The organism is Streptomyces sp. 6-11-2, from assembly GCF_006540305.1.
Lineage (GTDB): Bacteria > Actinomycetota > Actinomycetes > Streptomycetales > Streptomycetaceae > Streptomyces.
The window spans coordinates 655,658-679,621 of record NZ_BJOR01000002.1; the positions used below are offsets into that span (position 1 = coordinate 655,658).

Consider the following 23,964-nt stretch of genomic DNA (forward strand, 5'->3'; position numbering starts at 1 on the left):
TTCGGCCCACTTCCACGTGGGTGTGAGGGGGAGTCCGTGGTGGTGTGCCGCCAGTCATCAGGCGCGGCTGTTGTCGACGAAGGCGTTGCGGCTGATGCCTCCGGCCGCGCCCAGCGCGTCACGGCCGAATGCCTGTACGTCGCCCTCGACGTCGTCGGCCGGAGGCGTGGGCGCAGCGGTGGGCGCAGACGGGCGGACCGTGGCCCGGGTGCCGAAGGCGTTTCCGTTGATGTTCCCGCCGGCCGCCATGGCGCGGCGGCCGCGGGAGCGGACGCGCCGGGTCGTACCCGTGCCCGAGGGCGACGGGCTTGGGGAAGGTCTGAAGAGTGCGTAGACGGAGACGAGGAGTCCCACGACGCCTAGGGCGGCACCCACCACACTGGCCGCACGGTCCGCCGTGTCCAGGTCCACCACTACAGCTACGATCGCGAGCCCGGCCAGCACTGCGGCGCACAACCCCGCCGACGCCCAGACGGCAGCCCGCGCTGCCCCCGACAGTCCTGCCATCACGAATACCCCCATAGCAAAGCACACTTGCTTCTCTGAGCGTAGCCCCGCGCCACCTGCGACGGTACCCGAAGTGTCCGTGGTGCCAGCCGTGCGGCGGCTGCACCGCGTGCGGTCAGTGCCGGTACCGCCCCGAACGCTGCTGACGCTTGTTGAGGACACCACAGACAAGTTGGCGTGCCGTCAGGCGGCCATCCGCCGCCCACCCGCCCGGGGCGCGAATTTCTCGCCTGTCCAGTCGATAGATTTCGAGTTCTGGCCCGGCCGAATTCCAGGGCTGCTATAAACTTGTGACTGTGCGTTTTAGCCTCGAAGTTTCGTGACGGTCCGTCGACGGAGTCGGTGGACCGTTTTCGCGCGGTGGGCTGGGGCTGGGCAGGGCCGAGGCCCGAGTGTCGCCTCGGGGTGGCGCCGGGTTCCACTGTTCCGGGTGTTGAGGTGCTGTCGCAGGGACGGGGAATCCGTCGGTCAGCCGGGGTTCGGCAGGAGCGCGAGCCGGTCGAGGGCAGTGGTGATGTGGCTGGTCCAGGGCCAGTGCCGGGCCAGGCGGAGGACCCGCCGGCGGCCGGTGGTCACGAGCTGTCCGGCCGCGGTGAACAGGCGGAGCCGCAGGCGACGGGGCTCCCAGAGCCTGGCCTTCCCGGTCAGCGCGAGCATCGGCATCCAGGCCAGCAGGTCCAGTGCGATCTGCACGATCTCCAGCCAGATGCGGTTCTGGGCGGTGTGGTGCAGGGGCAGGTTCCGCAGCCCGGTGGCCCGGGCGGCCCGGATCCGGTCCTCGGCCCGGGCCCGCAGCCGGTGACGGAGCTCGAGCTCGGCGATCGGCCGGCCGGCCGGAGGTGCTGGTGGCGAAGCACGTCAGTCGCATGCCGTCCGCGTCGGTGAGTCTCAACTGGGCCCCGGGGTGCGGCCTTTCCTTCCGAACGATCAGCCGCATCCCCTTCGGCCAACCCTCCAGGACATCGCCGGTGAGTTCGGCGACCCAGGCGCCGTCGCGGATCTCGCCGTCCGCCTCGACGGCCGGCGTCCAGGCGGATGCCGGAACCTTCAGCACGTGCTCGTGGATCGCATCTGTGATCACCATGCCGACCGAGTAGGACAGCCACCGTCCCCGCCGGGCCAGCCAGGCGACGAAGTCATGGGTGCCGCCCGCGGAGTCGGTGCGGATCAGGGTCTGCCGCCCGCGCCGGTACTTCTTCGGGAGCTGAGCCAGGGCCAGGCCGGCGGCGGTGATGTGGTCGGCGGCCGTGTTCGAGCCCGCGTTCCCCGGCCTGAGCAGGGCCGCCACCGGCTCCCCGGTGCCGCCCGGTCCGTGGTCGACGAACCCCATCAACGGGTGGTGGCCGTAGGTCCGCTTCCACGTGGGTGCGGCGCCCTGCTTGTCCGAGTGCGCGATCACCAGCACCCCGTCGAGGTCAACAGTCACCGACCCGTCCGCATCAGGCGCTTTCCGTTCGGCCAACCGCCAGACACTTTGGCGGACTTCAGCCCGCGCGGCACGGATGGCCCGCAGGGCTTTCTCCCCGGAGGCTGCGAGGGTGTCAACCAGGCGGGAGACCGTCGGGTCGGAGGCGACCGGCCCGAACATGGCCGGCTCGGCCCGCAGCATGCCGACATCGGCCAGGCAGTCCCCGCCCATCGCGACCGCCAGTGCGACATCCAGGAGGACCTTCCCGGGATCATGAACGGCCCGCGGCTTGCGCCACGGCGCCAGTGCCGCAGATATCGCCCGGTCAAGGCCCACCTTGCGGACCGTCTCCACCAGCAGGACCGAGCCGGCCTGCGAGACCACCTGGCGGCCGTCCCCCTGAACACGGACACGCGGGTACGACGCGATAGGCTCTCTCACCTGGAAAGTGCTCTTTTCCTTGCAACCGACAGGACCCTCAGCAAGTCCTATCGTTGCAGGTCAAGAGCACTTTCCGTGTTTCTGATCAGCCTGTGGACAGGCCACCTCGTGAAAGCGCGAGGTTAGATGGCGAGTGAGCACGTGAACTGGCGACCGGAGCGTTCATCGTCGATGGCCTGGGCGAGTCAGATGGTGTGGGCGGCGAGCACTGGCTACAACTGTGCTCATTCACACCCTTTGTGGTTGGGGTAGCGGATCACTCCGAAGACTGCCCGAGGTCAATCTCGGGTGATCGCAACTGAGACAGTGCATCGGAGGCAGTCCGAGTCTGGGGGTGCTCGGCCCCCAGCAGCCGTTCGGTGTCGGCGACCACTCGTTCCATCAGCTCGATCGCGTCACTGGTGCGCCCCGCCCGCGAATACGAGGAGGCCAGTTCGGTCCGGGTGGCCAGGGTGCTGGGGTGCTCGGCCCCCAGCAGCCGTTCGGTGTCGGCGACCACTCGTTCCATCAGCTCGATCGCGTCACTGGTGCGCCCCGCCCGCGAATACGAGGAGGCCAGTTCGGTCCGGGTAGCCAGGGTGTCGGGGTGCTCGGCCCCCAGCAGCCGTTCGGAGTCGGCGACCACTCGTTCCATCAGCTCGATCGCGTCACTGGTGCGCCCCGCCCGCCAGTAGAAGGAGGCCAGGTTGGAGCGGGAGAACATGGTGCGGCGGTGTTCGGCACCCAGCAACCGTTCAAGCACAGGACCCACCCGCTCCTCGATCGCGATCGCGTCGCTGATCCGCCCCGCCTCTGCATAGCAGAAGGCGAGATTGGCTTGGGCAGCCAGAGTGTCGGGGTCTTCGGAGCCCAGCCACCGCTCACGAACAGCGACTACCCCCTTCAGCAGCTTGATCGCCTCGTTGATGCGCCCCGACTGGGAATAGCAAACGGCCAGGTTGTGGCGGGCGATGACGGTTTGGGGGTGTTCGACACCGAACGTCTGTTCATGGTCGGTGGCAACCCGCTTCAGCATCCTGATCGCCTTTTTGGTGCGTCCTACCTGCATATAGGCGCCAGCCAGCCTGCTATAGGCAGTCAGGGCGTTAGGGTTCGCAGCACCCAACGGCAGCCGCCGCTCACAGTCTGCGGCCATTTGTTCCCAGTAGGCCGAGGCAGTGCTGCCCAGCCCCGCATCGAGAAGGCTTGATCCCGCACGGAAGAGCACCTGGTGGGGGTGTGTGGGCGTCCATAGTTCGTCACCTGCGTGCGCGATGAGTGAGTCCACACTGGTGCGTAGGGCGCTGGCCAGTTCAGGCTCGGTCTGGTCAAGGTCGGGCCACAGGTGGAGAAGCGCATCGGCAATTGCGGTGGTGGCCGCTGAGCGTTGGATTCCCGTGATGGTCTCACGCACGGCGCGGGCGGTGAGGGCGTGGATGCGCACCGCCCGGAGGTCGTCGGCAGAGTTGCCGTAGGTGATCAACCCATATCGGTCCAGGAGCCGTAGCGCGGCTCGTGCTTCGTCATTTGCGATTGGCCTAGCTGCCTTCTTCTTTCTGCGCAGGGCGAGGATCCGTCGAGCTGATCCGACGGATTGTTGCTGGGCGAGGTAGGTGAGGAGAGGGGTGGTGGCCCACAGGTCGTGGGGGTGTCCGGTGGGGTCGAGAAGGGCAGCGACGAGAAGGGCAGCGCGGGCCAGACGGCCGTGGGGGTCCTGGTCAGTGGCCTCAAGGGCGATGAGCAAGGTGGTGACGACTTGCCGACCATAGCGTTCAGTGTCCGCCCAGTGGGGCAGGAGGTCGTCGAGGCGGGCGGCTCGGTCGGTGAACTGTTTCAGGTAGGCACTGCAGGTGGCCCCTTCGCGGAGCATGTGTGCGGCGGCGTGGCCCAAAGCCAGTGGCAGGCATCCGAGGGCTTCAGTGAGCGCGGGGGCTTGGCCGTCGAGGAGGTGGGCCTTGCCGTCGCGGGTGAGGCGGGTTGTGAGGTAGCTGGTGGCCTCGGCGGGGGTGTAGACGTCAACGTTGATGCCGACCCGGCCGCCGCCGGTCAGCCGCGGATCTTTAAGACGGGTAGTGGCGAGTACCCAGCCGGTGCCGCGCTGGCTGTCCGGCCACCAAGGATCGATCGCATCCGGGTTGGTGATGTCGTCCAGGACGATCAGCCACCGTCGGTCGGTGGACGCGAGCCATCTGGCAAAGGCCTGTGCGTCGACTTCCAGGTCCGCACCAGTTCGGCCGGGTGCCTGAACGAGCAGCGCGGCTTGGGCGTAGGCGGCGAGGACTTGTTGGACGTCGTTCGCTGACGTCCACAGCACCAGGTCGGTGTTGTCTTTGATCGCTTCGCGAGCGTAGGCGGCCGCCAGCTGCGACTTGCCCACACCGCCGCCGCCAGACAACACCTGCACAGGCCTATGGTCGTCGGATTGCTGGATGTTGACGGAACTGTCGCTGGACAGCACGACGCGGCCTCGCGCTTCGTCGACAGCCCGACGCAGCCCGTCGCGCGGCTGAAAGGCAGACGCCAGTATGGGAATCGTTCCCACCAGCACCGGCCACTGCACCGGCGCGGCAGGCTTCTTCATCACGTACTGCTTCTCAACGTACGTGACCTGGCTGTGCTCACCTAGTGCGGAGGCGATGATCGGCCCACCAGCCGCAACTCCACCCGCACGCGCGGTTACTCTGCGCGCTGCTCTTGGTGTTTGTGGTGCCGTAGCGTCCTCAAGTTCGCCGGACGTGCTCTTGCGCCGGGACCGGTAGAACAAGCTCACCGCTCGCTGCCCTCTCCAAGGGCGCTGTCGGTGATGTCACCGCCGGCTGCGACCCCGTCCCGGCCCGCGCGCACATCGTTGGTTCCCCGCCGGGCTGGGCGAGTACCCGGTCGTGTACGTGGTCCGGTCACCTTGGAGTGATCTCCAAGCGCAGAGCCAATGATGTCACCGCCGGCCGCGACCCCGCCGCGGCCCGCACGTACGCGGTGGCTGCTTCCAGCGCCACCGCCGCCACGGAACAGAGCGATTACGGAGACCAGAAGTGTTGCCAGAGTTGCTACCGCTCCTGCCACGGTCGCCGCCTGTACGGCGGTGTCGAGGTCTTTCATCACTGCCACTAGCGTCAGGCCCACCGTTGCGAGACCAGCCACCACAGCTGTCACCGTGACCCAGATGCGCGACGCCCCAGACACAGCCATATCTACCCCCGCTCACACCGCCCGACCGAACGGTGGATCAGAACCGGAACCGACGCTTCGTCAGCTAAGCCTAAGTAACAGACCGTAGCGCGCGATCGCATCCCCGACTACAAGGTTCGGCGCGATACTCAGTAATCCGGCAGTTGGCATGCATGTGGCAGGTCACTCGGGAGGCGTGCAAGCAACAGCCCCGGCGGAGCCTCGGAGGTCTATGGGGCGTAGGGCGGCGTTGCTGCCGTCAGTGAGAATCGCCGATCCGCTTCGCCTGCCGGTATGCAGCGGCGAGGTTTTCTCGGGCGGTGCGGGTGTCGGGGTGGTCCGGGCCGAGGACGCGTTCCCGATCGGCCAGGACCCGTTCTTGGAGCTTGATGGCTTCTCTGGTCCGTCCTGCCTGCCAGTATGTGGTGGCGAGTTTGGCTCTGGTGACGCGGGTGTCGGGGTGTTCCGGCCCGAGGACACGTTCCCGATCGGCGAGGGCTTGTTCCTGAAGGGGAAGGGCTTCTTCAGCGCGTCCCACTTGCGCATGGAAGGCGCCGAGGTTGGCTCGCGCGGCGAGGGTTTCAGGGTGGTCCGGCCCGAGGACGCGTTCGCGGCCGACGAGGACCTGCTTGAGGAGGCCCACAGTCTTACTCGCGTTCCCCGTCTGTGCATAGGTAGTGGCGAGGTTGTTGCGGGCGGTGAGGGTGTCTGGGTGCTCGGGTCCGAGGACGCGTTCCTTGTCAACGAGCACTTGCTCCTCGATACCGACGGCTTCGTCGATGCGTCCCGCCTTCGCATAGAGGGCAGCAAGGTTGGCGCGAGCGGTGAGAGTGTTGGGGTGGTCCGGTCCGAGGACGTGTTCGTAACCGGCCACAAGACCCTCCTCCTGGAGAGTGATGGCTTCGTCGATGCGTCCCGCTTCTGCGTAGGAGATGGCGAGATTGGCCTGGGCAGTGAGGGTTTCGGGGTGGCCGGAACCGAGAACTCTCTCGCTCTGGATAAGGCTCTGCTCTTGAATCGCCAGGGCGTTGTCGATCTGCCCTGTACGCAAATAGGACAGGGCGAGGTTGTTGCGAGCAATGAGGGTGTCTGGGTGCTCGGGGCCGAGATTGCGCTCGCTGTCGGCGGTGATGTCCTGCCAGTAAACGGTCGCTGCCGCATCGAGGCCCGCATCCAGAAGGCTGCGGCCTGCGCGGTAGAGCACGGGATGGCCTTCGGGGCGCCAGAGGTGGTCTCTGGCGTGTCCCGCGAGGGCGTCAGTGTTTGTGCGCAGAACGGCTGCGAGGTCACGATTGGGCTGGTCCGGGTCGGGCCAAATACGCAAGAGGGCGTTTGCGACCGTGGTCGCCAAGGCGGGAAAGTCCGCTGATGGCGTGATTTCGCGGACAGCCTGACCGGTGAGGGCGTGGAGGCGCACAGCACGGGGCTCGTGGCGTTTGTCGCAAGCGAGGAGCGCGTAGCGGCGCAGCGTCTGAAGGACGGCGTGGGCTTGGTCAGCGGTCACCGGTACTTTTCGGGAAGCTCGTCTCTTCCTCTTGGCTGGTGAGCTTCGCTGTTGAGTGAGGTAGTCGAGAACCGCTGGGGTGTTCCACAGGGTTTGCGGATGACCGGCCGGGTCGAGCAGGGCCACGAGCTGGAGCGCAGGACGGGCAAGACCCATGGGTTCAGAGTTCTGGGCGGCATCGAGGGAGAGCAGGAGGGCAGCGGCAACCTGTCGTCCGTAGCCCTCGGTGTCCGCCGATACGGGCAGCATTTGGTCCAGGCGGTGTCGGTTGCTGGTAAACCGAGCAAGATATTCGCCGCAGTCAAGGTCTTGGTTGATCATGTACGCGGCGGCATGCCCAAGCGCCAGCGGTAGATACCCCAGTGCCTCAGCCAGTTCGTCGGCGGCGTCGATGAGATGGGCCGCGTCATCACCAGCCAAGCGGGTCTGAAAATAGTCGGCGGCCTCGTCAGGGCTGTAGACATCAACGTTGATACGGACACGCCCCCCGCCAGTGAGGCAGGCATCATGAAGGCGCGTAGTGGCGAGCACCCACCCTGTGCCGGTCCGGCTTGCCGGCCACCACGCCTCAATTGCTGTGGGGTCTGTGATGTCGTCGAGGACCACGAGCCATCGGCGTGGCGTGGTGGCCAGCCACGACAAGAAAGCCTGGGCGTCGGCCTCAATGTCTGCACCGTTCGCGCCGGGTGCCGCAACGAGTGCGGCGGCCTGCGCGTAGAGGCCGATGACCTGCTGGGCCTCGCCAGCAGCCGCCCAGAGCACCAGGTCCGCATGGCCGTTCTCGAGGGCTTCGGCGGCGTAGGCGGCAGCGAGCTGGGACTTACCCACACCGCCACCGCCGGACAGCACTTGCGTCATGACCGCGGCGGAGCCAGCTCGTGCGGCGTTGATCTGCTCACGAAGCAGAGCGCGGGGCTGGAACGCCGACGCCAGCGCAGGCATCACACCTATCTCCAGCGGCCACGAGACCTCCCCAGCTCGCGGATGGATGTGGTACTCGCGCTTGTCGATGACCTGGCTGTGCGGCCCGATCGCGTTGTGAGAAACGTCCCCGCCGGCCCCGACACCGCCGCGCACCTGCACTTGCATCGACCTGCTTACCGCACCTGGGGCAGCGGCAGTCCCCTCGCTGAGGGCGGTCCTGCTCTTCGGCTCGACTTCCTGATCGGTACGGGAGTGCTTTTTGCGCCGCCACAAAGGGGTCACCCGCGCTCACTGTCGTCGCCGATCGCGTTGTCACGCATGTCGCCGCCCGAGGCGACCCCACCCCGACCCGCAATGACATCGTCTGCGCCCCGCCGTCGCATTGCGGATCCAGGCGCCCGGCGGGGACTGGTGACCTTGGAACGATCACCGATTGCGTTGCCACCCATGTCGCCCCCGGCCGCCACACCGCCTCGCCCAGTCCGTACCCGACGCATTCCGCGACCACTTGACGGTTGGGTAAGTGCAACGACCGCCACGAAGAGGCCCACCAGGGCGACCACCGCCCCAGCAACGCTCGCGACGCGATCGGCAGTATCCAGGTCCACCATCACGGCAACACCGATCAGCCCGAGCGAAACCACGCCCGCCACAACTGCCGCCGCCCACAACGCGAACCGCGCAGCCCCCGATACCCCTGCCATAGCACCCCTCACAGCCGGGTCGACCCGTTGCGACGCCGTTCCCGAGCCGACGTTTCCGTCAGACTGACTAACAGTCACGGTAGCGGTACTCGCTCATGCGCGGGCGCTGCACCGACAACCCCAGCGGCCGTCCGGCAGGACCACGTGCACCGGGACGGGCACGGCGGGGTCGTCGGAGGGCTGGGTCTATCAGGAATTAGGCTCTGGCCCGTAGTCGGTGGTGACGCCGAGTAGCCACCCTCGGTCATGATCTTGTGATGGATATCAACTCCCTTATGGGGACGGTGTTTTCGGGGCTTTCGGCGTTGGTCGTCGAGGACGTGGCGGACGGCGGCGACGCGGTGGTGGTCTCGGCCCGGACCCGGGACGTGGCGGTGCCGTGTCCGGTGTGCGGGACGCCGACGGCGAAGGTGCACGGTTATCACCGCCGAACGGTGAGGGACGTGCCGGTCGACGGCCGCCAGGTCGTCGTCCACCTGCGCGTACGGCGGCTGGCCTGTCCGGCCCTGGGCTGCTGGCGGCAGACCTTCCGCGAGCAGGTTCCCGGACTGCTGGAGCGCCATCAGCGCCGCACGGTGCGTCTTGTGGGGCAGATATCCCAGGTGGCGCGGGAGTTATGCGGCCGGGCGGCCGCACGCCTGGCCGGCCTGCTGGCCGTGCCCGTTTCCCGGAGTACCGGGCTGCGCCATCTGCGGCGCCTGCCGCTGCCGCAGCAGGCCATCCCGCGGGTGATCGGCGTGGACGATTTCGCCCTGCGCCGCCGCCACCGCTACGCCACGATCATCACGGATGCCGAGACCGGCCGGCGCGTCGCGGTCCTGCCCGACCGCGAGGCGGCCACCCTGGAGTCCTGGCTGCGCGAACATCCTGGTGTCCAGGTCGTGTGCCGGGACGGCTCGGCCACCTATGCCGAGGCCGTCCGCCGAGCCCTGCCCGACGCGGTGCAGGTCAGCGACCGATGGCACCTCTGGCGAAATCTCTGCGACAAAGTCCAGCTCGAGGTCCGCGCCCACGCCGGATGCTGGGCCACCATCAACCCGCCCCGCCCCGGCGGAGTACGCGAGCAGACCACACTCGAACGCTGGAACAAAATCCACGATCTCCTCGGCCAGGGCGTCGGCCTGCTCGACTGCTCCCGCCGCCTCAACCTCGCCCTGAACACCGTCAAACGCTACGCCCGCATGCCCGAACCCCCGGCCCTGCGCATCGCCCCCGCCTACCGGCCCACCCTCGTCGACCCCTACCGCGAGCACCTGCGTCGGCGCCGTGCCGAGGATCCCGCGGTCCCGGTAACCCACCTCCTCGAAGAGATCCGGGAGTTGGGCTACACCGGCAGCGCCAACCTGCTGGTCCGCTACCTCAACCAGGGCCGCGCCGAAGGCGACCGCCCCGTCACCACCCCACGTCACGCCAGCCGCCTCCTGCTCACCGACCCCGAAAACCTGCGCCCGAAGGAAACGACCCTGCTGGAGAAGATCGCCGCGGCCTGCCCGGAGATACCGCACTCGCCGATCTCGTACGCGGCTTCGCCGCCCTGCTGAAACCGGCCGAGGGCAACGACGTGAAACTCACCGAGTGGATCACGACCGCCCGGCCCATCGACCTGCCTCACCCGCGAAGCTTCACCAACGGTCCCGAAATCGACCGGTCCGCCGTGAACGCCGGCCTCACCTTGCCCTACCACAATGGCCGCACCGAAGGCGTCAACACCCGCACCAAGAGGATCACGAGGCAGATGCACGGACGCCCCGGATTCGACCTCCTCCGCCACCGCATCCTTCTGCCCTGACCCCTACTCGGCGTCACCACCGACTACGGGCCAGAGCCTGATTCATGACACTCCCCCGCCCGGATCTCGCCCCGGTGCCGCTGGATCACCTTGCTCTGCCAGTCGTAGTCCGCCCACGCTTCCGCAGGTACCTTCACCTGCTGGGCCACGTACGCGCCCGCGCCGTGCAGCTCCGCGCCGAAGCCGATGAAGAGCGCGCATGATCCGCAGCCTCATTGAGCGCCAGCGGGCCCGCCGTGCCGCCGCCACCGCGGCGCATCTGTCCGCCCAGCGAGTTCCTCGGCTACGACCGCGCGCTCGCGGCCGGCTGGCCGATCGCGACTGGAGTGATCGAAGGCGCGTGTCGGCATCTGATCGCCGACCGTCTCGACATCTCCGGCGCCCGCTGGGGCCTGGCCGGTGCCGGAACGGTCCTCAAGCTCCGCGCCGTGGAGAGCAACGGCGACTTCGACGCCTACTTCCGCTACCACCTCGCCCTCGAACACCAACGCGTCCACCAGGACAGATGCACCCTCACAGCCTGATCAGCGCGCTCACTGCAGAAGAGCTACACCCAACGGGGACCTCACCAATGGAGCAGCGTTGCCCAGGCGGACCAGTTGGAATGGACAGGACCCGAGCAACCGGGCCCAACTGGGAGAAGAGGTCCGCTGGGGGTCGTTTCCCGCGGCTGCCTGGATGCGCCGTCCGACACCATGGAGCGCTCATGAAAGGAATGGCCGCGGCGATGGTGCCGACGGTTTCCGCCGTACCGCTTGATGCTGCAAGCGGCTGTCCCAGCCGGACGATCTCGTCCGCCTGCGCCAGGCCCACATCTGGAGCGCTGTCAGCGGGCATCCCCGTATACATCGGCTCGGCCGCACCTGGCAGCGCGGCAGCCGCCACTGGCACGGCCACGGTGCACTCCAGCGAGCTCGGCCCCATCCTGGATGACGCCAAGGGGCGGACGCGGACGCTCTACCTCCCCGAGCCCGCCAAGTCGCCTACGCCGACCGGTGGCGGAGCATGCGCGTTTGCCTGGCCGCCGCCGCTGACCTCCGGCACGCCCAAGGCGGCCCTGTTTGCCAGGAGCAACCTGATCAGCGCCTCGAAACGCTCCAACGGCATCGCTCAAGTGACCTACACCGGGCACCCGCTGCACTGCTTCGCGGGTGACACGACGGCCGGTGACACCAACGGCAAGGAATCCAGCGCGTCCGGCGCCACAGTGGTACGTCGTAAACGCATCCGGCAGCAAGGTCCAACCCGATTGGCTGGGGACTGATGACCGGGCCCACGGGCGCGCGGATGCGGCGTCCCGCACGAACGGTGGCGGGCTTTTTGGCTGCTTTGCTGCCGGTCGCGGTGGCGGTCGGGCTGTTTGCGTTCGGCCGCACGCACACACCCGACTACACCAGCGGCCTGTTCGGGCGGCACGGCGTCGGCGTCAACGATCTCAAGGCGCGTTTGGGTAGCGCTCTGATGGCACTTGCGGTCGTTCAACTGCTGCTCGGGCTGTGGATGTACCGGCGCCTCCCGGGAGCGGGGGCCGCGCCGCACCGGGTGCACCCCACACACCGGCTCATCGGCCTCCTTGCCTTTCTGCTCTCGCTGCCTATCGCCTACCACTGCATCACCGCCTACGGAGTTGAGTTCACGAGCAGCCGAGTGGCGGTGCACTCCATCACGGGCTGCGTCCTGTACGGCGCGTTCGTCGCCAAGGTTCTGGTGGTACACAGCCGCCGACTGCCCGGTTGGGCGCTTCCGGCCGCCGGCGGTGCCCTGGTCACCGCCATCGCAGTGATGTGGTACACGGCCGCCTTGTGGTTCTTCGCCGGCTCCGCTCCCGGCTTCTGACCGTGCTGTCACCGAGGCCCGCCATGGCCTGCATGGCAGCCCTGTTGCAGATCGGACATCGCGTTGTTCCGTGCCATCGCCTCTCCCGGCCGCATTGGCCGCCTGCACGGCCGCGGGCGTCACCGTGGCAGCTGGGACGAGCCGGCCGCGAAACTCGCAGCCGGCCTGCACGACCGGGGTGGCGACCACACGGAGAGGTAGGACCGAGATGATGGCAAGACCCACTTTCGTGATCGTCGGGGCGAGTCTGGCCGGGGCCAAGGCCGCCGAAGCGCTGCGCGAGCGCGGCTTCGACGGCCGTATCGTGCTCTTCGGGGACGAGCCGGAGCCGCCGTACGAGCGGCCGCCGCTGTCCAAGGGGTACCTGATGGGCAAGCAGGACCGCGAGGCGCTCTTCGTGCACCCTTCGCAGTGGTACACCGACCATGAGATCGATCTGCGACTGGACACCACAGTCACCACGATCGACCGCGCAGAGCACGCTGTCACCGCCTCCGGTGGTGAGACGATCGGCTACGACAAACTGCTGCTGGCCACCGGCGCCTCCCCACGCCGCCTTGACGTTCCCGGCGCCGACCTGGACGGTGTGCTCTACCTGCGCCGCGTCGAAGACTGCGAACGCATCAAGCACACCTTCCAGCACTCCTCCCGCATGGTGTTCGTCGGCGGGGGCTGGATCGGCCTTGAGGTGGCCGCCGCTGCCCGCGAGGCGGGCGTCCAGGCGACCATCCTCGAACCGGGCGAGCTCCCGTTGCTGCGGCTGCTCGGCCCGCAGATCGCGCCCGTCTTCGCCGACCTGCACCGAGAGCACGGTGTGGACCTGCGGCTTACCGCACAGGTCACCGAGATTGTGAACAGTGGCGACGGAAAGGCCGCCGGGGTGCGGCTCGCGGACGACTCCCTGATCGACGCCGACGCGGTCGTGGTCGGCATCGGCGCCGTCCCCAACACCGCCTTGGCTGCTGATGCCGGGCTCCAGGTGAACAAGGGCGTCGTCGTCGACGCGGCACTGCGCACCTCGGACCCGGACATCTGCGCGGCCGGGGATGTGGCCCGTGCCTTCCACCCGATGCTGGGCAAGCACATCCGCGTGGAGCACTGGGCCAACGCCCTCCACCAGCCCGCGGTGGCCGCGCGGTCGATGCTGGGCGAGCGCGCGTCCTACGACCGGGTGCCGTACTTCTTCACCGACCAGTACGACCTCGGCATGGAGTACGCGGGCTACACCGAACCCGGCGCGTACGACGACGTGGTCGTACGAGGCGACTTGGGGCGCCGGGAGTTCATTGCGTTCTGGCTGGCCGACGGCCGCGTGCTGGCTGGGATGAACGTCAACGTCTGGGATGTCAACGAGGCCATCCAGCAGCTGGTCCGCTCCGGCACCCAGGTCGACCGCGGCGCGCTCGCCGACCCGGACACGCCTCTCGACCAGCTCGTCACCGGCTGACCCGGCTTCGGCTGGTGGGATTCAGGGGCCTGGGGTGCGGTGCTCGGGGCGGGTCCTGGACGCCGGGTCCCAGAGCCCCTGGGCTCCACCGATCTTACGAATGACCAGTTCAAACCCACATCCGAAAGGTAGGGCGATGACCATGAATGCGATCTCCTCTCCGCCGGCCCGGCGGTCGCGTACGGCGTACCTGACCGCTGTCGCCGTTGCCGGAGCACTGGGACTGCTCAGCGCGTGCGGCGGATCGTCGCACCCCAAACCGGCCGGCTCGCTGAGTCCCGGACCCGGGCAGACCCTGCCGGGAACGCCCGGCGCCTCCGGAACGGGCGGTACGGTCACCCCGCCACCAATCACGCCCTCGACCTCACCTACGAGCGGCCAGCCGTCCGCTGCGACGGCCGCCAACGCGGTGACGATCAAGAACTTCGCGTTCTCACCGGCCAAATTGACGGTCAAAGCGGGCACGAAGGTGACCTGGACCAACACCGACCAAGACACTCACACCGTCACCAGCAAGAAAGGATCGGGCGGGCCGCTGAAGTCGGGAGGCCTGACCACCAACGCCACCTACAGCTACACGTTCACCAAACCCGGCACCTACGCCTACTACTGCACCATCCACCCGTTCATGACCGCCACCGTGGAGGTGACCCCATGACCGAGCACACACACGACTCCAACAGCGGCGGCGAGAACGGCATGACCCGCCGTCAGCTGGCGTGGCACGCCGCCTGGTTCGGTGGCGTCGTGGTCCTGACAGTCACTGGAGGAGAGGTGATCAGCCATCTCTCCGGTTCGTCGAACGCGGCCCCGGCAGGCAGCGCGGACCTGCGGTTCGTGCAGGTCTCCGACAGCCATATCGGCTTCCAGGGACCGGCCAACATGGACGTCGCCGGCACGTTCGCCGCAGCGCTCAGCCAGGTCAACTCCCTCGGATTCCGACCCGACTTCGTCATGCACAGCGGCGACATGACGCACCTTTCCACCCCCGCCCAGTTCGACCAGGTCAAGCAGATGCTGTCGCAGTTGCGCACGGACCGGATTTTCACCGTGCCGGGCGAGCACGACTCGATCGGAGACAACGGACGCGCTTACCGACAGGCCTTCGGCAAAAACACCCTCGGTGACGGCTGGTACAGCTTCGACACCCACGGTGTGCACTTCATCGCGCTGGTCAACACTCTGCACCTGGAGCAACTCGGCCACTTGGGCAAGGATCAGATCGACTTCGTGCGCAAGGACATCGCCGGCCTGTCGTCGGACACCCCCATCGTCATCTTCAGTCACATTCCTTTGTTCGCGATGTATCCGAAGTGGGGCTGGGGCACCAACGACGCGGTGCAGGTGCTGTCGATGTTGCGCCGCTTCTCCTCAGTCACGTGCCTCAACGGGCACGTCCACCAGCTGTTCACCAAGACCGAGGGCAACATCACCTTCCACTCGGCCGCCCCCACCTGCTACCCGTTTCCCAAACCCGGCCACGGCCCTGCCCCCACTCCACAGGTGTTGCCCGCCGGACGCCTCAAGGACGCACTCGGCATCCGCACCGTCAACTACCGACAGGGCAGCCACGCACTGGCCGTCAAGGACGAGAAACTCGCATGAACACCCGGCGCCTGCCCGCCCTTGCACTGCGCGTGGTGCTTGCCGCCACGCTCGCGGCAAGTGGATACATCCACGCCCAGCTCTACATCGACGGATACCGCTTCATCCACGTCATCGGCCCGTTGTTCCTGCTGCAGGCCAGCGCCGCCTTCGCGGTGGCCGCACTCCTCCTGTTGGCGGCACCCCTGCTACTCCGAATCGCTGCCGCCGCGATCGCCATCGGCGCGCTCGCCGGGTTCGCCACATCCCGCACCATTGGATTGTTCGGATTCTCCGAACACGGCCTACAGCCCGCCCCGCAGGCCCTGCTCAGCCTCATTGCCGAGACGCTCACCCTGCTGATCGTCGCGGCCTGGCAAGCATCCGAGGTCCGGCGACACCGCCGCACCCAGCCGCACCGCAACGCGGCCGGGACCGATCCGTGGTTCCGCCGGCACTTTGGGCGGGCGCCCCGATCGGCCGCGCCAGAACACCCACCGCGTACGGTTCGTCGGTCATGGACACCGAGACACCGGACATTGAGAATCCCCCCACCGACGGGCCTGGGCCCGTCATGGGCGCTTCGCTCAGCGAGGCTCCGTCGTGCTGGACCGCCCGGCGCGCGGCCAGGCTCAGCCGTCTAGGTAGCCGAGCGCCGCATCGGGCCGGCAGTGCCCGCACGCGTCGATGCCCTCGGTGAGCGCCCGAAGGGCGACGTCCCGGGAGACGCCTTTCCAACGTTTGCCAGCCATGTGGCAGCCCCCGACGTGCACGGCGACGGGGGGCGAGCCGCGGTTGAGACCGCCTTCGAGGATCCAGTCGGGCATGGGCGGCCGACCCTGCTCGCCCCGCTGTCGCTCCTGCTCACGGCGTTCCGCCGCCGCGATCTGCTGCCGTACCCGGTCCAGCGACAGGGCGAGCCAAGTCTCCAGGGTTCGGAGGCGAGGCAAATCGGGCGGCAGATCGTTCATATGTTCGATTCTAGGAGCTAGGCTGCTCACCGGCAGAACGATGGGATGACCCCGAGGCGCCTGCGCTGGACGATGCGCTGGAGCACTGGCGCCCCGTCCACTGACCCGTGCATCTGTCCGGGGGCTCGCCTGGCTGGCGGGCCCCGTGCGTTGTCCGGTTTCCTGGACACGACTGCCTCCCACAGCGCCGTCACTCCGTTCTCCAGCGCGTCCACGTCCGCAACCCGCCGGGCCAGCTCCGCCACAACCTCCGGAGAGCCGAACACCGCCGCACGGTGCAGGGGCCGCCCCCCGCTCCATGCCTCTGGGTCGGCCCCCTGGTCGAGGCGCCGGCGGATGTCGTCATAGTCCTTCCAGTCCCAGCCCATACCGGCCCAGCCGTCACCCTGTGCTGTCACCATGCCCCCTCCAACAACGATCCGAAAGGCTCCAGACGAGCCCCCGTGCCCACACGCTCGCACTCAGGTCTGACAACAACCCCGCCACGCCGGAAGACTTCAGATCAAACGACACGAGATGGGGATCCGCCTACGCGCGCGGTCGCACGGCCCCAGCAGCCCTCACGCTGCTCAACCTGAGTCAGGCGTTCCACCACTCGTCGGTGCCGCAGCCGACTTCGTAGTGCCACCAGCCCTCCTCCTGCCCTTGATTCAGGAGTGCCTTGATCCCGACGAAGTCCGCGCCAGCCGGCGCAGTGAAGGCCACCATGGGAAATGCCTCGCTGAAGACTTCGCCGCCGAGGTCGAACGCTGAAAGGCGCTGATGCACTGCGTGTGGGCTGCGCCCCAGGGGGCCGCTAGGGATGGGCACAACGCGAATCGTGCAGTTACCGGCGGAACTGACCCGCCCGACGGCCCAGTGCAACCCATCGGAGTCGGTCTGGAAGCGAACGACGTCGCCCTCGGCCACGCCGTCCTGGAGGAACGGGGCGTTCTGAACTCTGGCCATGTCGGCACTGAGCTTCGTCGCCCACAGGCCCTCCGTGTCCTGCGGGAGCCAGCCCTCACGCGGGACGAACCGAAACCACACCTTGATCATCTCGGCGGCGTTCTCCATGGCCACAATCATGCGCGGGCCACTCACAGCATCTCGCACTGGGTCTGAGCTGGGTGATCAAACTGTGCTGTCACGAAAGGGCCAATGATCAATCTTCGGTGGCAACGATCAATGTTCGATGACACAGGACAACCAGGAGGGGTGAAGCAACCCGTCAGGACTTGGCCGGGAAATCGAACATCTGGCCTAATGGCGGGTATGGAGCACACGACCTTCCCCCCGGACCTGATGCAGCTCCAGGCGGAATGGCACCGCACCTACGAGGCGCTCGCCGCGCCGGACCCGACTCGGTCCACCGTGCTGCGCCGCCGGCTGCAGTGGCTGTCCATCCGGCTGTGGTGGCACCCGTACTGGACCGGGCCGGGCCGTATGCCGGCCGCGCGGGCCGAGCTGCGCGACCAGGTCCGTACCTGCCAGGGGCGGCGGTGAACCGGCGCCCAGAGCACCTGACCCAGCGGGAAGAGGAGATCCTCCGCTGCATCCGGCAGTGGATCGAAGACAAGGGCGAGGGACCGTTGGTGCGGCAGCTCGCCCACGCCGTCGGGATGCGTAGCACGGCGTCGGTCGCCTATCACCTGGCCAACCTGGAGCGGTCGGGCGCGCTGATACGCGACGGCCGGGGCTGGAACACCTGCCGCCTGGGCCACTAACCGGCACTGCCGGGTCTGGGCTTAACTGGCCGCCCAATGCTCTGACCAGCTGTGGTCGGGCCTGTGGTCGGGGTGGTGCGCAGCCGCTGCACCGCGGTGGGCAGGGGCTGCATGGGGCGTGTCCAGACCTGGGGAGTGGCTCCAGTTGACCGTGCTGCCGGGGTCCTGGACGGGGTGCCACACGGGCTCGGCAGGGCAGCCCTGCAGTACCTCGACCAGCGGCGCCACCAGCACGGGGACGTTGCGCAGGAAGCCGGACAGTGCCGGGTCCGCGGCGGCCGCGCGCAGAGCCCTGATACGCGTCTCAATGCCGGCGGGTCCGGTGCCGTCCAGGACGAACAGCAGCCGCGGGAAGAGCGGGTAGTGCCGCCTCCACTCCTCTCGCACTGGTTCCTGGCCGGCCTGTCGGTGCCGCCTGCCCGGCGCAGGCGCGGGCACGTAGTCGTAGAGGCGGGCATAGGCGGTGAGTTTCGCGGCCAGGCGTTCGGGTCCCATGGTGGCCCGGTCGACCTCGACGAACGCCCGCAGCATCGCCCCCTCGCCGCCCTCACGGCCGCGCCGGTAGTACAGCAGCGCATCCGGGATGACCGCCTCGCCGCTCCCGATGGGGTGGTAGACCTCGGGGATCCAGTCCAGCGGCCGGCACAACTCGCCGCGGCGCCGCGCGTCCTGGAGGAAGGCCAGTCCGGTCTCGGTCACCGTCAGCGCGTGCCCGACCCGCAGCCGCACAGCGGTCCGGTCCGACACCGTCTTCGACGGCCGCCGTCCCCGCAACTCAGGCCACTCGCAGGCGACCTGCACGCCGTATTGCGTGGGAAACCACACCCTCAGCCGACCCCTCTGGGGCAAGGTGATCCGGTCAACCAGCCCCTCCGCGCGCAGCTTGGCCAGCCGACGCCGGGTCTGCTCGATCCGCACCTGAGGGTTGAGGATGAGGTGCATCTGCTCGGTGGTCGCCATCCGGTACTGGGCCAGCACCGCCAGCGCCATCCGGTCGCCACTGGCCGCGTCCACGTCCGTCATCACCCGTCCCGTTCCTCCCATACGGTGCGGCGCCGTCCCATTCAGCGCCGCGCGTACGAGCCAGCCCAGCCGACACCCCCGACCACACCACCGACCATGAAGACCCGACCACGGTCACGATGCGACAACACCGCCCCCAACCAGGCCGACATCCCCGCCGACAACCCCTCCGACAACTGTCTGCGCGCGACCACGCCCTGGGCGACGTATCCGCAGGTCACCACGCCTTCCCGGCCGTGGTCGGGAGCCCGACATCCCCCTCTGCACACCCCGCGCTCGCCCCGAAAGAGAAGAAGAACAGGTGACAGGGGACGGCGGGCGGAACGGCGGGCATGCCGCCGGGGGATCGGGGCGCGCCTGACGTCCCTTGCGCGTCGGCGGCCGCCTCCGCGCAGCGCCGGGTCCGCCGGCGCATCGTGGGCGGCGGAGGAGGGGAGGGCCAGCGGGTCAGGACGCAGCGCACACCGCACGAAGTCCCCGACCAGCCCCTGGTCGGGGGCTTCGCTGTTGTGGGATGTGGCGGGGCGGGCTGGGCTACAGGGGCGGGCCTGCCGAGAAGAACCCGCCGATGCTCCGTGTCAGCCGGGTGGCCTCCGACAGCCCGTACTGGAACGCGAGCAGCGTGTAGACCATCACGGGGAATGCCACCACGGCCAGCGGCACGAGCAGTTCCACGGGTGCCCCCAAGGGCGACAGCGCAACGAATGAGGCGGTCACGATCGCTGCCGCCCACAAGCAGGCCGTGGCCAAGCGGCGCCCGTCACGGGGACGCAGGGGCATGGGGGCCTCGCGGAGGCCGCCGCCTCGGGCGACAGGGCGGGCCATTGGAGGACACGCGTTCTTCGCCGTCTGGGCTTCGAGCAGTGGCCGGCCAGTTGCCGGGGCTGTCTGCTGTGCGTGTCTGCGAGACACGCGACACGTCCGCGACATACCGCGCGGCGTATGCGCCGAGGTCAAGCAGTACGGCGGTGCCGGGAGGGCGTCCCGCTTGGGCTGGTGGGTAGCCTGCGGCCGTGGGAATGGGACCGAACACTGACGGCTGGCTGGAAGACACGCGGACGTCTTACGACACCGTGGCTGCTAGTTATGCAGACATGACGCGTCACCTTCTGGATGAAACGCCCGAGGAGCGCGCAGTTTTGGCGTTGTTCGCCAACCGGGTGCGCGCCCAGGGCGGAGGGCCAGTTGCTGACGTGGGATGCGGGACGGGAAGGATCACGTCTCACCTGCGGCAACTGGGCGTGGACGCGTTCGGGATCGACCTGTCGCCCGGGATGATCCAGGTGGCCCGGCGTGATCACCCCGGTGTCCGGTTCGCTCTCGGCTCCATGACGGCCCTCGACCTCGCCGACGCCTCGATGACTGGCCTGGTCGCCTGGTACTCGCTGATCCACGTCCCTGACGACGAGATCAGCTCGGTCTTCGCCCACTTCCAGCGGGTGGTTCGGCCCGGCGGGCCGCTGCTACTCAGCTTCCACGTCGGTGATGAGTCGCAGTTGAAGACCCAGGGCTATGGCGGGCACCCGATGAAGGTCTATGTCCATCGGCGGCAGCACGGTCAACTGATTGCGTGGCTCAACGATGCTGGCTTCGCCGTCGAGTCGCACAGAACTCTCACCTCAGCCGAGAGCAAGCTCGGGGGGATCATGCTCGCGCGCCGTCAGGCTACCAACCCAGAAAAGCGAGTCGATCTCTAAAGAGAAACTGCACGTCACTTGGGCTTTTTCATGTAAGCGGCTCCGTGTGTTGCGCATCCGGGCCGCCGACGTGTGTGGCATCGGGATGCCGCCGGCCCTGCCCCGAAGAGCAGCGCCCATCCCGGCCGTGTCCACGTCGTCCAGGACGACGACGCCCACCCGACCCAGGCGCTGCTCATGATCGACGACGAAGCCGCCGACTGGCTTGCCAGCACCGTGGCCGACGGGAACTGACACCGAGCAGAACGCACCACGGGCCCCGGGGGATCAGCCATGACATCCCCGGGGCCCGGCTCTATGGAGTCACCCGGCCCAACGACCCTGCGGCCTCCGTGTCACGCGCCCGGTGGCCGCCACCGACGTCGCCGGATCGGAGCAGGGGGAACGTCCCCGCGAATCTGATGTACACCAGGACCATGAAGACCCAAGCAGCGTTCTGCGTGCGATGTGGCAGTGCAGATACCCGAGTTACCCGCCTCGACCAGAACAGTGCGGAAGGTGACTGCTTCCGCTGTGACAAGCCTTTCCAGGCCACGCCGTGCCAGGGCTGCGGAGGCTTCCGCATCGACGGCTCCTTCGGCGTCTCCGGCTCGCGATTCGAGAACCTCCCGGAGACTGTGAGGTGCTGGGACTGCGGGCACCGTAACCCGCTGCGCGATCCTGGCCCGGAGTAGACGAGCGCCCGACTGTCGGTCCCTCTCCGCACTCTTGGCGATCAGCCGCTTGGGCTACGGCCCGTGCTGGGCCTTGGATCACGGGAAGCGGGACCGCACAGTGACATCGATCTACCTCTCCTCCGACAACCCCCAGTGGATGCCGAAGACTGAGGCCGACCTCCAGGCCGCCGTCGACGCTGGCCAGTGAGAGGACCCGCTCCTGATCCGCACCGGTCTGCACTCCGCCGAACCCGGCCGGCTACTACACCCTGCACACTCTGCGCAACGACGTCTCCTTGTAGATGCTGACTATGCGGCTGCGGCAGCGACGGCTGTCAGTCCGCCGATGACGGCGAGGACGACCAATGCCGTGATCTTGTCCAACTTCGGCCTCTTGGACAAGGCCCACCCGGTGACCAGAGCCCAGGCCAGCACCAGGTAGAGGAAGCTGCCCACCCGTCCGACCACGGTCATGAACACCGCAAGGGCCACCGCGAAGGCGCCAGCGACGATCACTGCTCCGCTCGCCTTGTCCTGCACCTTTTCCGCCATACCTACCTAGCCTCCACATGCCGACCGACCGCTGAACGGGCTTCTCAGAACGCCGCACTCATGATGGCTCTGAACTCGTTCCCGGCGTCAGTGCGAACTGGCGGCCCAACTCTGGGCCGGGCCGCCAGAATCTATCGCGCAGGAGGGCGTCGCCCATCTCGCCGGGCACCATGTCGCCTATGCCGCCGCTTGTCCGAAGCTGAATCTGTCCGACCGGTTTGAAGCGGTGGGGACTGGAAATCGAGCGGCAGTCACCGTGCCGGTCCCCGACCCTGCTCAGGTCCGGTTGCCCAGTTGGAACTTGGTCCAGTGGACGCCGTCGGTGGATATGCCCCAGCTTCCCGCGCCGAAGCTGTCGCCCCACAGGTAGCCGAGCGCTGTCGTGGTCACCCAGCCCGACATCCCTTGGGAGTTTCGGAGGCGTGCGAAGGAACGACCGCCGTCAGTGCTGCGCCAGATGCCGTTCTCACTGTAGATCGTCAGGCTGCCGTCGACGGCGGCGACCGGCGTCCCGAGCAGGGAGCGCGGTTCCACGTTCTTGCGGTGCTCCCAGACGCGTTCCCAGGTGCGGCCCCCGTCCGTGCTGCGGTGGAGGGCCAGCAGGCCGTTCTTCACGTTGTCCTCGTCGGGCAGCTGGCCCGGCTCTGCCGCGTAGAGCACCTTTCCGGTTCCGGTCACGCGCAGGGCCCAGACGGACTCTCCGGTTCCCGTCGGCCGGGACAACCGCCAGCTGAGTCCCCCGTCCTCGCTGACGGCGAGTGCGACACGGCCGGAGTGCGGGTCACGACCGGAGGCGAAGACCAGGTCCTTGGTCTGCCCGGCCGGGATCACGGGGGGCTGGAGCGGGGGCTGAGTGGCCAGGGACCGGAACTCTCCGGTGGTGGGCAGGGCCGTGAGGATGCGGGCGTGCTCACAGTTGTTGCCCTCCTGGTCCGTCCGTGTGCAGTCCTCGAACAGGGTGACGCCCTCGGGCAGCACCACGGTCGTGCCGGAGGGCCTGGCTGAGCCCGGCCGCCAGTGGCGTCCCCCGTCACTCGTGAACCAGGTCCGGTCCGTCGCAGGCCACGCGCCCTCCGTGATCAGCGCGCGACCGGGCCCCAGCACCCTGAGCGTCGCCGTGATGCCGTGCTCCACGGTCACGTCCGCCAGCGGGGAACGTCCGAGCCGCCAGGCGTCGGCACCCTTGTCGAGCACGGCGACCCGCTGCCGACAGCGTGTCTTCCCACACTCGGCGAGCAGTGCGAACCCACTGGCGTCCCTGGCGAAGTCGACGGCGACCGAGCTGCCGGGCAGGTCCGTCCCGTACGGAATCCGGGGGACGACCGCCGCCTCTGGGGAAGCGGTGCGCTCACCCGCCTGCGCGCCCCCGTCCTTGCTCCTGTCCGTGTCCCTCTCGACGCATGCCGACACCGAAGCCAGCATTATCAGAAGGATGGCGGCCAAGATGCCCCAACTGCACCTGCCCTTACGCCCGCGCCACCTCATGGGAAGCCCCCGATCCGACCGGTATGCCCGGCCCGCGATGCACCGTCATCTCTGGTACACCGCTCGCCGCGCTCGGGTTCCCACTCTCTTGCGACGACCACACGGCGTACCTGTCGTCCACCACGGACTCCATGTACGACCCGGTCGACCGGCTGGCGAAGGCGGTGAAGACCGGCAACGGCGCGGGGACGGAGACGTACGTTCACGACGACAACGCCAACGTCGTCAACCAGACGGTTCAGGGCATCACGACCGCGTTCAACTACGACCGCGACCGACTGCTCACGGCGACCACGTCCGGAGCCACGGCCAACTACAACTACGACCCGTTCGGCCGCCAGGAGTCCGTCACCACCCACTGGCGGTCAGATCGTCCAGCGGAACACGGACGACGGTTTCGACCACGTCATCAAGTCCGAGAAGGCGGACAGCACCGGGGCGCTGAAGGCGACCACGTACACCTTCGCCTCCTGCCTGCCCCTGTCATGGCCGGTCAGCGCTGCCAGCCCGGCCGCCCAGGACGGCAACGCCCGTGCCAGATGCCCCGTCGGCACACGGCACCAGCTGGCCAGCTGTGAGAGCC

20 protein-coding genes and 3 pseudogenes are annotated in these 23,964 nt (G+C 68.1%); 12 read left to right on the forward strand and 11 right to left on the reverse strand.

Annotated elements, in window-relative coordinates; genetic code table 11:
• Positions 1-57: 57 nt before the first annotated feature.
• The 4 genes and pseudogenes from TNCT6_RS39200 to TNCT6_RS39215 all read right to left on the reverse strand — a co-directional run bounded on the left by TNCT6_RS39200 (position 58) and on the right by TNCT6_RS39215 (position 8,096).
• Complete coding sequence (locus TNCT6_RS39200; RefSeq protein ID WP_141367869.1) at positions 58-414, reverse strand: hypothetical protein; 357 nt, start codon at positions 412-414, stop codon at positions 58-60.
• A gap of 561 nt (positions 415-975) precedes the next feature.
• Positions 976-2,356, reverse strand: a pseudogene (locus TNCT6_RS39205) (IS1380 family transposase).
• Between the two features lie 256 nt (positions 2,357-2,612).
• Positions 2,613-4,916, reverse strand: a complete 2,304-nt coding sequence (locus tag TNCT6_RS39210; RefSeq protein ID WP_141367870.1) for a tetratricopeptide repeat protein — start codon at positions 4,914-4,916, stop codon at positions 2,613-2,615.
• An 846-nt stretch (positions 4,917-5,762) separates the two neighbouring features.
• The gene (locus TNCT6_RS39215; RefSeq protein ID WP_141367871.1) at positions 5,763-8,096 is read right to left on the reverse strand and encodes a tetratricopeptide repeat protein; all 2,334 of its coding nucleotides are present in this window, start codon (positions 8,094-8,096) and stop codon (positions 5,763-5,765) included.
• Positions 8,097-8,919: 823 nt separating this feature from the next.
• Here TNCT6_RS39215 and TNCT6_RS39220 point away from each other — a divergent pair.
• The 8 genes and pseudogenes from TNCT6_RS39220 to TNCT6_RS40605 all read left to right on the forward strand — a co-directional run bounded on the left by TNCT6_RS39220 (position 8,920) and on the right by TNCT6_RS40605 (position 15,935).
• Positions 8,920-10,424, forward strand: a pseudogene (locus TNCT6_RS39220) (ISL3 family transposase).
• Positions 10,425-10,699: 275 nt separating this feature from the next.
• Positions 10,700-10,948 (forward strand): annotated as a pseudogene (locus TNCT6_RS39225) (ISKra4 family transposase); the annotation flags it as partial.
• A gap of 182 nt (positions 10,949-11,130) precedes the next feature.
• Positions 11,131-11,688 (forward strand): hypothetical protein, encoded by a 558-nt coding sequence (locus TNCT6_RS39230; protein WP_172633330.1) that lies wholly within the window; start codon positions 11,131-11,133, stop codon positions 11,686-11,688.
• On the forward strand, positions 11,688-12,260 hold the full coding sequence (locus TNCT6_RS39235) for a DUF6529 family protein (RefSeq protein ID WP_141367873.1): 573 nt from the start codon (positions 11,688-11,690) through the stop codon (positions 12,258-12,260). Before TNCT6_RS39230 ends, TNCT6_RS39235 begins: the two co-directional genes overlap by 1 nt.
• 208 nt (positions 12,261-12,468) lie before the next feature.
• Positions 12,469-13,707 (forward strand): FAD-dependent oxidoreductase, encoded by a 1,239-nt coding sequence (locus TNCT6_RS39240; RefSeq protein ID WP_141367874.1) that lies wholly within the window; start codon positions 12,469-12,471, stop codon positions 13,705-13,707.
• A gap of 136 nt (positions 13,708-13,843) precedes the next feature.
• Positions 13,844-14,365, forward strand: a complete 522-nt coding sequence (locus tag TNCT6_RS39245; RefSeq protein WP_253266559.1) for a cupredoxin family copper-binding protein — start codon at positions 13,844-13,846, stop codon at positions 14,363-14,365.
• Positions 14,366-14,406: 41 nt separating this feature from the next.
• The gene (locus tag TNCT6_RS39250; protein ID WP_141367875.1) at positions 14,407-15,312 is read left to right on the forward strand and encodes a metallophosphoesterase; all 906 of its coding nucleotides are present in this window, start codon (positions 14,407-14,409) and stop codon (positions 15,310-15,312) included.
• Positions 15,309-15,935 carry a hypothetical protein gene (locus TNCT6_RS40605; protein WP_216372891.1) on the forward strand — a complete coding sequence of 209 codons (627 nt, stop codon included), beginning with the start codon at positions 15,309-15,311 and terminating at the stop codon, positions 15,933-15,935. The genes TNCT6_RS39250 and TNCT6_RS40605 overlap by 4 nt, the downstream gene beginning before the upstream one ends.
• On the opposite strand, the gene TNCT6_RS39260 is transcribed toward TNCT6_RS40605, so the two are convergent.
• Both TNCT6_RS39260 and TNCT6_RS39270 read right to left on the reverse strand, forming a co-directional pair.
• Complete coding sequence (locus tag TNCT6_RS39260) at positions 15,924-16,262, reverse strand: DUF6233 domain-containing protein (RefSeq protein WP_141367876.1); 339 nt, start codon at positions 16,260-16,262, stop codon at positions 15,924-15,926. The two genes, TNCT6_RS40605 and TNCT6_RS39260, sit on opposite strands and share 12 nt — an antisense overlap.
• A gap of 579 nt (positions 16,263-16,841) precedes the next feature.
• Positions 16,842-17,318, reverse strand: a complete 477-nt coding sequence (locus TNCT6_RS39270; protein WP_253266560.1) for a DUF4265 domain-containing protein — start codon at positions 17,316-17,318, stop codon at positions 16,842-16,844.
• Between the two features lie 198 nt (positions 17,319-17,516).
• Between TNCT6_RS39270 and TNCT6_RS39275 the strand changes: the two genes are divergently transcribed.
• Together TNCT6_RS39275 and TNCT6_RS39280 are read left to right on the forward strand one after the other, a co-directional pair.
• Positions 17,517-17,747, forward strand: coding sequence for a hypothetical protein (locus tag TNCT6_RS39275; RefSeq protein WP_141367878.1), 231 nt, complete (start codon positions 17,517-17,519; stop codon positions 17,745-17,747).
• On the forward strand, positions 17,744-17,968 hold the full coding sequence (locus TNCT6_RS39280; protein ID WP_141367879.1) for a hypothetical protein: 225 nt from the start codon (positions 17,744-17,746) through the stop codon (positions 17,966-17,968). Before TNCT6_RS39275 ends, TNCT6_RS39280 begins: the two co-directional genes overlap by 4 nt.
• A 21-nt stretch (positions 17,969-17,989) precedes the next feature.
• Here TNCT6_RS39280 and TNCT6_RS39285 read toward each other — a convergent pair whose 3' ends face one another.
• Together TNCT6_RS39285 and TNCT6_RS40405 are read right to left on the reverse strand one after the other, a co-directional pair.
• A complete protein-coding gene (locus TNCT6_RS39285) occupies positions 17,990-18,991 on the reverse strand; it encodes a replication-relaxation family protein (RefSeq protein ID WP_141367880.1) in 1,002 nt (333 codons plus the stop codon).
• Positions 18,992-19,525: 534 nt separating this feature from the next.
• Positions 19,526-19,678, reverse strand: coding sequence for a hypothetical protein (locus TNCT6_RS40405; protein WP_172633331.1), 153 nt, complete (start codon positions 19,676-19,678; stop codon positions 19,526-19,528).
• 332 nt (positions 19,679-20,010) lie between these two features.
• Here TNCT6_RS40405 and TNCT6_RS39290 point away from each other — a divergent pair, with 332 nt between their 5' ends.
• Positions 20,011-20,688 carry a class I SAM-dependent methyltransferase gene (locus TNCT6_RS39290; protein WP_141367966.1) on the forward strand — a complete coding sequence of 226 codons (678 nt, stop codon included), beginning with the start codon at positions 20,011-20,013 and terminating at the stop codon, positions 20,686-20,688.
• Between the two features lie 72 nt (positions 20,689-20,760).
• Positions 20,761-20,922, forward strand: a complete 162-nt coding sequence (locus TNCT6_RS39295; protein ID WP_172633332.1) for a hypothetical protein — start codon at positions 20,761-20,763, stop codon at positions 20,920-20,922.
• 731 nt (positions 20,923-21,653) lie between these two features.
• Here TNCT6_RS39295 and TNCT6_RS39305 read toward each other — a convergent pair.
• The 3 genes from TNCT6_RS39305 to TNCT6_RS39315 all read right to left on the reverse strand — a co-directional run bounded on the left by TNCT6_RS39305 (position 21,654) and on the right by TNCT6_RS39315 (position 23,935).
• Positions 21,654-21,896 (reverse strand): hypothetical protein, encoded by a 243-nt coding sequence (locus TNCT6_RS39305; protein ID WP_141367881.1) that lies wholly within the window; start codon positions 21,894-21,896, stop codon positions 21,654-21,656.
• A 276-nt stretch (positions 21,897-22,172) separates the two neighbouring features.
• On the reverse strand, positions 22,173-23,318 hold the full coding sequence (locus TNCT6_RS39310; RefSeq protein ID WP_141367882.1) for an exo-alpha-sialidase: 1,146 nt from the start codon (positions 23,316-23,318) through the stop codon (positions 22,173-22,175).
• Between the two features lie 428 nt (positions 23,319-23,746).
• A complete protein-coding gene (locus TNCT6_RS39315; protein ID WP_141367883.1) occupies positions 23,747-23,935 on the reverse strand; it encodes a hypothetical protein in 189 nt (62 codons plus the stop codon).
• Positions 23,936-23,964 lie beyond the last annotated feature (29 nt).